The following is a 13,370-nucleotide window of genomic DNA, read 5'->3' as shown; positions in this document are numbered from 1 at the left end:
TTGTTATTAACTGCAAAGGACGCAAAAAAAGTAAGGTGTTGAAATTTTTAACTACAGAGCATAAAGAAATACACAGAGCATCATAGAGGCACAATTTAACTTTGTGTGTTCTGTGCCTTTGTGGTTAAAAAGCTCAGTGAACGCTGTGGTCAAATCAATAATTTATTTAGCTTTATCCAAAGCAAAATTTATGAAACTTATCTTTTTAACATTTTTATTATCCCTAAGCATCATGGCTAATGCACAAAACGGTTTCAAAGCCACGCAGATAAAATTCGAAAGAGTAGAAAAAGCTTATAACGAAAAATGGGAAGATTTAAAAAAATTCGTGAAAGCTGGTGGTTATGGTGATGATTTTTCGATGCTCATAAATGCATACAAATCAGAAGGAAAACTTGAAGTTTGGCTTAAGGGGAATTCTGATAAAGCCTATTCTTTATTTAGAACTTACGATTTCTGCGCCCATTCTGGCACACTGGGACCAAAAGTTATTGAAGGCGATGGACAAACCCCAGAGGGATTTTATTATATCAATGTTTTTAATCCAATGAGTAATTTTCATTTATCGCTTGGCGTAAATTATCCAAATGCTGTGGATTATGCCAGAACGGGAAAAGATAGAAAACCTGGCGGAGACATATATATTCATGGAAACTGCGTAACTGTTGGATGCATTCCTTTAACGGATGAAAAGATTAAAGAAGTGTATGTTTTAGGCGTGGAAGCAAGAAACTCCGGTCAAGAAAAAATTCCCGTAAATATTTACCCTTTCAAAATGACTGATGGAAATTTGAAAAAATATTCCAGCCAGTTTCCGGCTCAGGCCAGTTTTTGGAAGACATTACAATTGGGTTATTTAGCTTTTGAGAAAAACAAAAACCTAGCGGAAATTAGAGAGGTTAAAGGAAAATATGTTGTAAGGTAATTAGAATGTTTTAAAGTTGGAATGTTGAAAAGCTCTGGTAACAACACATTTTAATTAGTCGAGATTACTTTTTTCTGTTGAGATAAAATAATATTAAAAATGGGATGCCAAAGGAGATTAATAAATCGGCTAAAAATATTACTGCATTAAAACTATGCCTACTCACGGGTTCAGGAAATTTTTTTCCACCTAAATATTGATAGAAAGTAAATGGAAAACCGATAACATCATTACCATCTGATGCACTAGTGAAACTTGAGCCAAGCAAAATTACACCTAAGAAAATTCCGGTGCATATTAAAAATATCTTCTTTGTGGTCATCAAAATTTGCTTGCTGGCTGAGATTTGTTCCAAAGGAGCTTCTATAGAGTAATCTCGATCAATTGAATTATGGGTTTTTATCCATTCTGTAAACTATTAAAATTACTTATGTCTAGGCTTGGAAAATCGAATTAAAGCAAACCCGTCATTTCGACCGCAGTGGAGAAATCTTTGATTTTTTTTTATTTGTTCAAAGATCTCTCCGTTTCGCAGGCGCTCCAGTCGAGATGACGATAGGCTTAAAAATCCTGCTGGTTGAGATTGCTCAAAAGGAACTCCTATGGAATATTTCGATTGTTCGAATTATGATTAAAGGATTATAATCCTATTTGACAAAAAAGGTGGAAAGAAAACCCTCCACCTTAAACCTTTTTATCATCTACCTCTTTTAAAGCATTCCGCCACAAACTGATAATGTTTGTCCGGTTACGTAAGCGCTCATATCAGATGCTAGGAATACGCAAACATTGGCAATGTCTTCAGTTTCTCCAGCACGTTTTAATGGAATATCTTTTTCCCAGCCCGCAACAACTGCAGGGTCCAAAACCTCTGTCATTTCTGTACGGATAAAACCTGGCGCAACAACGTTGGCACGGATATTCCTAGAACCCAATTCTTTAGCTACTGATTTTGTAAAGCCAATAATACCAGCTTTAGATGCTGCGTAATTCGCTTGTCCGGCGTTACCCGTAACCCCAACAACCGAGCTCATATTAATGAAGACGCCTTTGCGTGCCTTCATCATCACTTTCGATGCTGCCTTAGTAACATTGAATATAGATTTTAAGTTGATGTTGATTACATCATCCCAATTTTCTTCACTCATACGCATTAATAAACCATCTTTGGTAATACCTGCGTTATTTACAACAATATCTATTGTTCCAAATTCCGCAACAATATCGTTGATTAATTGTTCTGCTTGGTCGAATTTTGATGCATCAGAACGGTAACCTTTAACCTTTGTTCCAAAGCTTTGCAATTCTTGCTCCAATGCTTCGCCCTTTTCTACTGATGATAAATAGGTAAAAGCAACGTTAGCACCTTGCTCAGCAAATTTTTCAGCTATTTTACGACCAATACCTTTTGATGCGCCCGTAATTAATGCTGTTTTTCCTTCTAATAATTTCATAACCCCTAAATCCCCTAAAGGGGACTTTAATATAATTTATAAAAAATTTAAACTGTTGTAAAGTTAATATTAATCCAAAAACTAAAATTTTTATTTTTAGTTTTTCTATTGAAGTACTATCGATTCTAAATTACGAATAAAAGCATTTCTGTTTTTTTTATTCCACCCGAAAGAAAGTATAGCCGTTTTAGCACTTGGATCACAAATACTATTTATCAATATTCCGTTATCAATTTTAATGATTGTAATTAATTCTCCCCAATTAAAATAAGTAAGAGTTTCATGAAATGCACTAACATAAATATTATTTTTATCTATTACAATCCACCCAATTTCTTTACATGTTATAGCTAGCGCACGATTATATTGGCTTTCGGTAAAATTAATGGATACTTTTTTAAAGGTTAATTTACGATATTGAATAGTAAAGAATAACATAGCAATTACTAAAAAACAAAAACCGATATTAAATAATTTATCTGAACTGTGAATTACAGGTTCTAATTTATTAAGATAACTTTTAGTAGCCTGAAACCAGAAAAATCCTGTTCCAAAGAGCATTAAAATCACAATCCAATAATGTGAAATTTTATCCCAATAACCTAACTTAAGTCTCTTGGAATTTATCATTTCGCTTATTAATTGGTCATTATATTTCATTTAAACCAACGGTTCCTGCTGACTCAAACAGTGAAAGCTTCCTAATCCCCAGATTATATCTACCGAATTGATGCCGATAACTTTTCTATCTGGAAAACAACCTTGAATAATATCCAAAGCTTTTTGATCATTCACATCATCGAAAACTGGAACAATAACAGCCGAATTAGCAATGTAGAAATTGGCATAAGATGCCGGTAAACGTGTATCTTCATGAATCACAGGCGATGGCATAGGCAATTCTACAATATTAAGAGAGCGGCCATCTTTCAATTTCATTGCTTTTAAGGCTTCTAAATTTTCTTGCAACAAAATGTAGTTTTCATCAAGCGGGTTGCTTTCTACAACCGTTAAAACGGTGTCTTCGTTTACAAAACGAGTAATATCGTCAATGTGCCCATCGGTATCATCGCCAACAATGCCGTCACCCAACCACAAAACCTGCTCTTGTCCGTAATACTCCAGCAAATATTTTTCAATCTGTTCTTTAGTTAAATGTGGATTGCGATTTTCGTTTAACAAACAAGCCGTTGTAGTTAAAACCGTTCCAGCTCCATTAAACTCAACTGAACCGCCTTCCATTACAATATCAGGTAGAAATAAAGGTAAGTTAAACTGCTTGGCAATTTTGGTTGGCACAACATCGTCCAAATCAAATGGTGGATATTTCCCCCCCCATGCATTGTAGCCCCAATCAACTACCGCTTTTTCGTTTCCTTTTAATACAAAAGCCGGACCGTGATCTCTGCACCAGGCATCGTTTGTTTCGTTGAAATAGAATTCAATTTGGCTTAAATCTGCCTCCACTTTTTCAAGTTCCGAAACAGCAAAAGCTTTCATTTCTTCATCTTTTACATTGATACGAACTTTTTCGCCCACGGCAACAGCTTTAATAAACTGGCAATACGGTTCGTAAATCGTTTCGATTTTTCCTGGCCAGCTCGCCTCTTTGTGCGGCCAACTTAACCAGGTTGCCTCGTGTTTTGTCCATTCGGCAGGGAAAGAATAACCTTGTTGTTTTGGAGAATAATCGAATTGATTTAAATTTAATTCTGCTCTAGGAGGGAAATTTGACATGTTTCTTGTTAAAAAGTCTGAGGTCGGATGTCCGAAGTCAGAAGATATTTAATTTTATAATTTGTCCGAAATCTGTGCACGAGGTCGGAAGATATTAAGTTTTTTATTCTAAAGATTTGATTAAAGCTGAAATCATTATCAAAATTTCCTCACAAGCATTATAGTGTTTTTTAAAAATTTCATCAGTGATGTATCCACGCCTCATCGCTAGATGCAAACAATTTACAACTTCAATATCTGACCTTAGTGAATAACTTAAAAATTTCTTAAACTCTGGGTTGCTTTGTCCTGTACTTCCTTCAGCAATATTCATCGAAATAGAATCAGCAGCTCGTTTTGCTTGAGATGTCAAAACATACACCTCTTCCTTTGGAAAAGTTTTGGTCATTTTATCAATCTCATCTGCCAAGTCCAAAGCTTTTTGCCAGACTTTTAGTTTCTCGAATTTGAAAGCCATTTAATCAGAAGTTAATTCATTTAAGTATGAAGATACTAATTTGAACTTTTAACCTAAGCCCTAATTCTTCGGACTTCTGTCCTCAGACCTCCGACTTATTTAATCCTCATCAATATATCTCTTCGTAATCGGCTGATAAGAGTCAATTCTTCTATCTCTTAAAAACGGCCAATGTTTACGCATGAAATCGCTTTGGTCTAAATCCAATTCCACAACTTCGGTTTCTTCCTTATCGTGTGATGCCAAATAAAGCAATTTGCCTTGGGCATTTGTTGCGAAACTTCCACCCCAGAATTTCATGGCGCCATCTTGCTCAAAACCCACACGATTTACACTTACTACAGGAACGCCGTTGGCTACCGAGTGAGAACGCTGAATGGTTTGCCAAGCATTGTATTGGTCTTGATTGGTTTCTTCATCTTGTTGAGTATCCCAACCAATTGCAGTCGGATAAAACATAATATCGGCACCCATTAGGGCAGTAATTCTCGAAGCTTCCGGATACCATTGATCCCAACAAATCAAGATACCGATTTTGGCAAATTTGGTTTCAAAAACTTTATAGCCTAAATCGCCGGGCGTAAAATAAAATTTCTCGTAAAAGGCAGGGTCATCTGGAATATGCATTTTACGGTACTTACCTAAATAAGCACCATCAGCATCCAAAACAGCGGTGGTGTTGTGGTAAATACCAGCTGCCCGTTTTTCAAATAAAGATGCAATTATAACAACACCCAGTTCTTTTGCTACAACCTGTAAAGCATCAGTAGATGGACCAGGAATAGCCTCGGCTAAATCGAAATTGTCATAATCTTCAACGTCGCAAAAATATAGCGATGTAAAAAGCTCCTGCAAGCATACAATTTGAGCACCTTTCGCAGCCGCTTCACGCACTTTTACAATTGCCTTATCTAAATTTTCCTGCTTATCTTTTGTACAAGTCATTTGTACCAAGCCAACTTTTACTTTCTTCATGTTTATTGAAATGATAGAATGACAGAATGATTAAATGATAGAATGTTTGGTATACGTAACCCATTCACTCATTTCCCATAGGGATGCCTTTGGCACAAAATTCATCCATTCAAAATTTTCGTCAAAGTTACTATTTTGTTTAAAAGTAGAACGGCATAATTATGTAATTGTTTTTTGAAAAGCAAAGACCGTTCAAAGGATTAATGTTAGTCGGGCTATCCGTTAAATCTTTTTACCCCAAAATTCCCTGTAGATAACTTGGTAAAAAGGATTCCACTGCTATCCCGTTTAATTAAGGAAAGATATTGCTACTATTTGAGGTTGCAGGAGGTATAATTTTGGCTAAAGCCTATGGAAATTTATTTAGATCAGGCAGCTAAAGCAGCCTGCAAATGAATAGCTCGGCAGATAGCCAAATTGCATTTCATTGCCGTTTGGATTCAGCCAACGGCCACAGAAGAAAGCCCCGATTTTTCATCGAGGCTTCTTACATTTTTAATTCAATTAAGGGTTAATGTTATCCCTTTTAGGTTTCGGTTTTGTTTCTACAATTTCGGCAACTGCTACAACTTCTTTCCGTTGCTGTGGATCCATAAGTTCCATCAACTTCAATCCTAATAAACCATCCATTGCTGAGCCACCATGGTTTCCGTTTCCACCAATTAACACATCAGGAATTAACTTAACATTACCTTTCGATAACTCTTCGGTAATTTTGTAACGGGTAAAGTTTTCGCCTCCCAGTGCTTTAACAGCAAGCTCGTAGGCCTCGGCGGTAGATTTACCTACGGCTAAAATTTTACCAGCTTCGGCACTACCCGTTAATGAAATCTGTTCAGCCTCGGCAGATGCTCTTAACTTAATGGCTTCAGAATCTGCTTGTGCTCTTGCCTTTGTAGCTTCGGCTTCGGCATGTGCCCTCATTTTGGTAGCCTCAGCCTCTGCACCAACAGCTAGTTTTACACCTGCGGCATCACCTTCTGATTTTTTAACCGTTGCACTTGCAGTACGTTCGGCAATTTCGACACTTTGTTGCGCCTTAACAATATCTTTTTGCATATCTGCAATTGCGGTTTCTTTTTCCATCCCCTGGCGTGTTTCCTGCGCCTGTTTCTGGGTTTCGTAAGTGACCTTTTGCTCTTCCGCAATTTTACGGTCGGTTAAGGTTTTCATTAACGATTCCGGCGGAACAATATCACCAATCAAGGTATCTACAGCATTTACGTTATATTCATCAAGCACTTTACGAATATGTTCTTTTGCCGATTCTTGACGTTCTTTACGGGTACTTAAGAAAGCAATCACATCGCTTCCCTGTGCCGAGTTACGGAAATAGTTACCAATAGTGGGTTCCAAAACCTGTGAAACTAAATTTACCATGTTACCAAAACGGGCAATTACTTTAGGTGCTTCAGTTGTTGGGACATGAATAATCTGAGCCACATCTAAGTTGAAAGGGAAACCATCTTTAGAACGAACCGTAATTGTAGACAAGTTTTTATCTAAATTGTGTGCTTCACTACGGGCCGATGCCCAGTTTAAAACTAAATTGGTTGTCGGCACCAATTCTACCTTCATAATGTACTTATTAATTGGGTATTTTCCCGGACCAAGTGGTTCGAGCCATACGCCTTTCGAACCCTTTGCTACGATGTTACCGTGCTTAAAATCTGCTCCAGTTAAATCATTTCCTTCCGTACCAATAAACGAAATAACAACTCCAACATAACCAATTGCAATTTCGGTCATCGGGATTTCTTCTAACTGAATTGCCCATGGATTTAAGTTGTAGGAACCGGCCAAAATTACCTGCGGTTGCAAACCACGATTACCGCCTTGTTTAATAAAAGCATCAAAATCCTGAAAATTGTTGTGTCCCTCAACCAATTTACCTGCAATCTGATTGGCTTCAATCGGTAAACCATCCAGTGTGGTTACAATGCCAACCATGCTTTCCTGAATCCGAATCATATCGGTAACTGAAACCTGAAAAAGCATGGTGTTGATACGGTAAGAACCGGAAGTAATGTATGAAGTTTGTCGACCTCTTTGACCGCCATTTTCCAAAAACTTCACTGCATCTTGAAAATTATCTGATTCTACTCGTTGCCCTAGAATATTTCCTGTCGGGATTTCTGAACCATCTTTAGCCATAATCAGCCCGATTTTTCCTTCTGGGATAATTGTAAATTGTTCCATGGTTACACTGTACTGCCAAAACCACATCCCGAAATATAATCCCGGCGCCAATGTTTTACCCTGGAAACCTGCCTCACCTTTTACGGCGATAATACGCCCATCGGGCAACTCTCTGTCTGAACCGAAGAGCACGAATTTTTTGGTAATTAACCCGATTTTATCTTCAGGTACGATAACCATCCCAAATAAAAACCGTAAAATATATTTGTATAAAACTACGCACAACAGTGCCACTAAAACCCACCAGTAATTAGAAATGAGCGCTTCCATAATATTATGTATTTTCTATTTTTTTTAACTTAATAAACCATTTAATAAGCATGATATTGATAGCAAATGAAGTGCTTTGTTACAAGATTTAACACATATTTTAGATATATATTTTCATCGATTTTAAGGCCTCAGGGATGGTTTAAGATCGATTTAAGTATAAATACCAACTGTACTTGACATTTTCCGAAATCGTCTTTTAAACTCAACAAAAAGGCCCAAAACTAACATTTTAGGTTACACCATAAATGTGCTGATGGAAATAAATAAAATTTGTTAATAAGTCCTAGAAAAGATGTCCTATTTCGGATCTAAGCATTTGGCTTAAAAATGATACAGACTAGGGCTAAAAAGGTTTTAAAATGAGCAAATCTACGCTGTTAATTAAATTGGATGGGAAGAATCCCGATTTTCATCTGGAGTAGGGAAAGCAAGTCTTCAGCAATGAAAAGCATAGAAACTTGCTTTTCTAAATATTTTTAAGCATTGAAGCAAGCGGATTAACAACTATTTGATTGAGATTGCTTCGTTCCTCGCAATGACGAGAGCCCAATAAAGGTACTCAAACCCCAATTTCTTCTCTATATTCTTGTTGTAACTCAAACAAACATTTAGCACATAAACAGCCATCATACAATTCTGATATATGCTGAACTTCATTAATGCTCAATTGAACCACACTACATTGGCATTTAGTATAAGAATTTGCCTTGCACTCAATAGCTGTTCCGCATCTTTCGCAGGGAATGATTTCGTGTTTGCTATTTATAGAGTTGAAAGTCAAAAGTTGAAAGTTTAAAGCTAAGCACAAAAATATAAACAAAAAATAAGGTTTTGAGCGTTTGCCCAAAACCTTACGATATTATTAGATTCGTCATCCTGAACTTGTTTTTCAGGAACCATTGAAAAGATGCTGAAATAAATTCAGCATGACGATCGCTTTAAAGTCCCCTTTAGGGGATTTAGGGGTTTAACCTGAACAGCTAATGCAGCCTTCTTCCATTGAACAAACTGGTCCGTCAACGATTTCTTCCGCAACCTGATCCTGCGTCATCTCAGCCGGAATAACCGCTTCAATTGCTTTACCACCTTGGTTTTCAACCGTAAACTTAACTGCTTGCGATGCTGCTTGAGTACGTAGGTAGTACATACCGGTTTTCAAACCTTTCTCCCATGCATAGAAGTGCATTGAAGTTAATTTTGAAGTATTTGGTGCATTTACGAACAAGTTTAGCGATTGAGATTGGCAGATATAAGCGCCACGATCGGCAGCCATATCGATGATGTTACGCATTTTGATTTCCCAAACTGTTTTGTACAATTCTTTAATATAATCAGGAATTGATGGAATGGCCTGGATTGAACCGTTAGCCAATATGATTTGGTTTTTCATATCGTTGTTCCACAAACCTAATGCTACTAAATCTTTCAATAAGTGTTTGTTTACCACTACGAACTCTCCACTTAATACACGACGGGTGTAGATATTTGAAGTATACGGCTCAAAACACTCGTTGTTACCCAAGATCTGCGAGGTAGAAGCAGTTGGCATTGGTGCAACCAATAAAGAGTTGTACACACCATCTTTAACTACTTTCTTACGTAATGCGCTCCAATCCCATCTTCCACTATCAGGAGTTACATTCCATAAATCGAACTGGAATTTACCTTTTGATAATGGTGAACCTTTGAATGTTTGATAAGGACCATGTTTCACAGCTAAATCGTGTGAAGCTGTCATCGACGCGAAATAAATCGTTTCGAAGATATCTTTGTTTAAACGTTTTGCCTCATCACTTTCGAATGGTAAACGCAATAAGATAAATGCATCTGCCAAACCTTGTACACCCAAACCAACCGGACGGTGACGCATGTTTGAATTTTCAGCTTCTTGAACTGGGTAATAGTTATGGTCAATAATTTTATTCAGGTTTAAAGTAGCCTGATAAGTTACATCGTATAATTTTTGGTGGTCGAATTGGCCATTGATTACGAAACGAGGCAATGCTAATGATGCTAAGTTACAAACCGCAACTTCATCTTTAGAAGTGTACTCAATAATTTCAGTACATAAGTTAGAAGACTTGATTGTACCTAAATTTTGTTGGTTAGATTTGCTGTTCGCTGCATCTTTAAACAACATATAAGGCGTACCGGTTTCAATTTGCGAATCTAAAATCGCAAACCAAAGCTCTTGTGCTTTAATGGTTTTACGTCCGCGGCCTTCAGTTTCATATTTAGTATATAATGCTTCGAACTCAGCGCCGAAACAATCTGCTAAACCAGGTGCTTCATGCGGACAGAATAAAGTCCATTCGCCGTTGTCCTTAACACGTTGCATAAACAAATCGTTAATCCAAAGTGCATAGAATAAATCGCGGGCACGCATTTCTTCTTTACCGTGATTTTTGCGAAGGTCTAAGAATTCGAAAACATCTGCATGCCAAGGCTCTAAATAGATTGCGAAAGCACCTTTACGTTTACCTCCGCCTTGGTCTACATAGCGAGCAGTATCGTTAAATACACGCAACATTGGTATAATACCGTTACTTGTACCGTTTGTACCGCCAATGTAAGAACCTGTTGCACGGATGTTATGGATGCTTAAACCAATACCACCAGCACTTTGAGAAATTTTAGCAGTTTGTTTTAAAGTATCATAAATACCTTCGATGCTATCATCCTGCATGGTTAACAAGAAGCATGATGACATTTGAGGTTTTGGAGTAGCTGCGTTGAATAATGTTGGCGTAGCGTGTGTAAACCAGCGCTCGCTCATTAAGTTATATGTTTTGATTGCACTTTCGATATCTTCTTTGTGGATACCTACAGAAACACGCATAAATAAGTGCTGAGGACGCTCAACAATTTTATTGTTTACTTTTAACAGGTAAGATTTTTCTAAAGTTTTGAAACCGAAATAATCGAAACCGAAATCGCGGTCGTAAATGATAGAACTATCTAAAATATCCTTGTTTTTTTCAATGATCTCATAAACATCATCAGCGATAAGCGGTGCAGCTTTCTGCGCTTTCGGGTCGAAATATTCGTACAACATTTTCATCGTACCCGAGAATGATTTAGTAGTGTTTTTATGCAAGTTGGAAACCGCAATACGCGATGCCAATAACGCATAATCAGGATGTTTTGTGGTTAACGATGCAGCAGTTTCCGCAGCAAGGTTATCCAGCTCTGATGTGGTTACACCATCGTATAAACCTTCGATTACCTTTTTGGCAACATCAATCGGGTCTACAAGGTCTGAATTTAAACTGTAGCACAACTTTTGAATCCGAGCTGTGATTTTGTCAAATTGCACCGCCTCTTTGCGGCCATCTCTTTTTAGTACGAACATAATTTATGAGATTTATTTTGTTAATGATTGAATGAGCGGGTTTTGAATGAGTGAATGGACTTCCTTTCAACATTTTAAACCACTCGTATATTTTAATTATTTTTTCGATGACGGGATAAGCATTCACTCATTCTATCATTCCTAAATTCAAATTCTAGTTAAAAGTCTTCATCTAAAGAAAACGCTTGTTTATTGTTATCAGCAGAGGTTAATACACCGCTTTTTTGATAATCACCAACTCGTTTTTCAAAGAAATTGGTTTTTCCCTGCAATGAAATCATTTCCATAAAATCGAACGGATTGGTTGCATTGTAGATTTTTTTGTAACCCAATTCCTGTAACCATCTATCGGCTACGAATTCGATATACTGGCTCATTAATTTTGCATTCATACCAATTAATGCAACTGGTAAAGCATCGGTAATAAATTCTTTTTCGATTTCTACTGCATCGCTGATGATGCCGTGAACCTGCTCTTCGCTTAATTTATTGCTTAACATGCCGTATAATAAACATGCAAACTCACAGTGAGAACCTTCATCTCTAGAGATTAACTCGTTACTGAAAGTTAATCCCGGCATTAAACCGCGTTTCTTTAACCAAAAGATAGAACAGAAACTTCCGCTAAAGAAAATACCTTCAACCGCAGCAAAAGCAACCAAACGTTCTGCAAAACTTCCATTTTCAATCCAGCGTAACGCCCATTCCGCTTTTCTTTTTACTGCCGGAACAGTATCAATAGCGTGGAATAACCGATCTTTTTCTTCAGGATCTTTAATGTAAGTATCAATTAACAACGCATAAGTTTCGGCATGAATGTTTTCCATCATAATTTGGAAACCATAGAAACAACGTGCCTCTGGCAACTGCACTTCACTCATGAAGTTAACGGCCAAATTTTCGTTTACGATACCATCACTAGCAGAAAAGAAAGCAAGAATATGAGAAATGAAATGTCTTTCGCCATCATTTAAGTTGTCCCAGTGCTTTTGGTCATCAGAAAGATCAATCTCTTCTGCCGTCCAAAAACTAGCCTCGGTCTTCTTATACATTTCCCATATTGCCGGGTATTTGATCGGCAATAGCACAAACCTGTCTTTATTTTCTTGTAGTAATAATTCCTGTTCCATATGCTGATGTTTTTTTAATCTTCAATTTGCACAGAGCCGACAAAGGCACGCATCCACCAATTTTATATGGTGATTGTAATGTCTTTTATCAAAACGCTGTAGTGAAAGTGCTAACCTCATCGCTTTGCAAACAACTGAGTTTCTAGTTAGGAAATTTAAATCTGCAATCAGAGAGATGTACGTATAAATTACTAAAAACTAAGCTTTTATATTTGTTTTAAAGCGCAAGAAGTTAAAGAACTTTGTTATAACAAATATATATACGGGAGCCGTTTTTTGTGAATCAAAGTTGTTAACACTACCCTGAAATCAGTGGATAAATCAATCAGCTAAATATCATTTTCAAGCGAAAAAAAAGCTAATCATTTCTTTTTAAGGGTTTAGGAAACCAAAACAAGTGTTAATAACTTAAATTTGGGAGGTAAAATCAATCTGTATTAGAGCTAAAAAGAGTATTACTCCACAGTATAGCTTAGCTTAACCCGAGCAATACCTTTACGGTAGATACCAATCTGTTTTGCAGCGCTTTCTGATAAATCTATAGCTAATCTTTTAACAAAAGGGCCTCTATCATTTACTTTTACTACAACCGATTTTCCATTATCTGGATTGGTTACGGTAACTTTGGTACCAAAAGGCAATGAGCGATGTGCAGCCGTGAATTTTTTAGCCCTGTATTTTGCGCCGCTAGTGGTTCGGCGACCTTCGAACTTTCTATTATAATAAGTTGCTAGAACTGTTTTTTTGATACTATCTGGCTCATTCGATGACTCAGAATTTTGTGCGTTACTCTGCAAAAACAGAAAGCTAAAACTTAATAACAGAAGATACTTCATAGGCTAAATTTTCTTTATCGAGCCTGCAAATA

The 13,370-nt window shown here is 37.0% G+C and carries 12 protein-coding genes; 1 reads left to right on the top strand and 11 read right to left on the bottom strand.

Annotation, left to right across the window (positions count from 1 at the left end):
* Positions 1-190: 190 nt before the first annotated feature.
* A complete protein-coding gene (locus DF947_RS16920; protein ID WP_109931230.1) occupies positions 191-925 on the top strand; it encodes a L,D-transpeptidase family protein in 735 nt (244 codons plus the stop codon).
* A gap of 64 nt (positions 926-989) precedes the next feature.
* On the opposite strand, the gene DF947_RS16915 is transcribed toward DF947_RS16920, so the two are convergent.
* From DF947_RS16915 to DF947_RS16865, 11 genes are all read right to left on the bottom strand, one after another.
* Positions 990-1,280, bottom strand: a complete 291-nt coding sequence (locus DF947_RS16915) for a hypothetical protein (RefSeq protein WP_146202934.1) — start codon at positions 1,278-1,280, stop codon at positions 990-992.
* A gap of 355 nt (positions 1,281-1,635) precedes the next feature.
* Positions 1,636-2,379 (bottom strand): 3-oxoacyl-[acyl-carrier-protein] reductase, encoded by a 744-nt coding sequence (gene fabG / locus DF947_RS16910; RefSeq protein WP_056870069.1) that lies wholly within the window; start codon positions 2,377-2,379, stop codon positions 1,636-1,638.
* Positions 2,380-2,484: 105 nt separating this feature from the next.
* Entirely contained in the window at positions 2,485-3,039 is a 555-nt protein-coding gene (locus DF947_RS16905) for a hypothetical protein (RefSeq protein ID WP_109931228.1), read from the bottom strand.
* Positions 3,040-4,116 carry an agmatine deiminase family protein gene (locus tag DF947_RS16900; RefSeq protein ID WP_109931227.1) on the bottom strand — a complete coding sequence of 359 codons (1,077 nt, stop codon included), beginning with the start codon at positions 4,114-4,116 and terminating at the stop codon, positions 3,040-3,042.
* Positions 4,117-4,219: 103 nt separating this feature from the next.
* Positions 4,220-4,573: a four helix bundle protein gene (locus tag DF947_RS16895; RefSeq protein WP_109931226.1), complete on the bottom strand. Its 354-nt coding sequence runs from the start codon at positions 4,571-4,573 to the stop codon at positions 4,220-4,222.
* Positions 4,574-4,672: 99 nt separating this feature from the next.
* A complete protein-coding gene (locus DF947_RS16890; protein WP_109931225.1) occupies positions 4,673-5,548 on the bottom strand; it encodes a carbon-nitrogen hydrolase in 876 nt (291 codons plus the stop codon).
* A gap of 504 nt (positions 5,549-6,052) precedes the next feature.
* The gene (locus DF947_RS16885; RefSeq protein WP_109931224.1) at positions 6,053-8,017 is read right to left on the bottom strand and encodes an SPFH domain-containing protein; all 1,965 of its coding nucleotides are present in this window, start codon (positions 8,015-8,017) and stop codon (positions 6,053-6,055) included.
* 562 nt (positions 8,018-8,579) lie between these two features.
* Positions 8,580-8,801, bottom strand: a complete 222-nt coding sequence (locus DF947_RS16880; protein ID WP_240615405.1) for a cysteine-rich CWC family protein — start codon at positions 8,799-8,801, stop codon at positions 8,580-8,582.
* 186 nt (positions 8,802-8,987) lie between these two features.
* Positions 8,988-11,372: a ribonucleoside-diphosphate reductase subunit alpha gene (locus DF947_RS16875; RefSeq protein WP_109931223.1), complete on the bottom strand. Its 2,385-nt coding sequence runs from the start codon at positions 11,370-11,372 to the stop codon at positions 8,988-8,990.
* Positions 11,373-11,530: 158 nt separating this feature from the next.
* Entirely contained in the window at positions 11,531-12,502 is a 972-nt protein-coding gene (locus tag DF947_RS16870; RefSeq protein WP_109931222.1) for a ribonucleoside-diphosphate reductase small subunit, read from the bottom strand.
* A 455-nt stretch (positions 12,503-12,957) separates the two neighbouring features.
* A complete protein-coding gene (locus tag DF947_RS16865; protein ID WP_109931221.1) occupies positions 12,958-13,338 on the bottom strand; it encodes a septal ring lytic transglycosylase RlpA family protein in 381 nt (126 codons plus the stop codon).
* Positions 13,339-13,370 lie beyond the last annotated feature (32 nt).

This window comes from Pedobacter paludis, from assembly GCF_003173575.1.
GTDB lineage: Bacteria > Bacteroidota > Bacteroidia > Sphingobacteriales > Sphingobacteriaceae > Pedobacter > Pedobacter paludis.
This window is presented reverse-complemented; position numbering and strand designations above follow the sequence as displayed.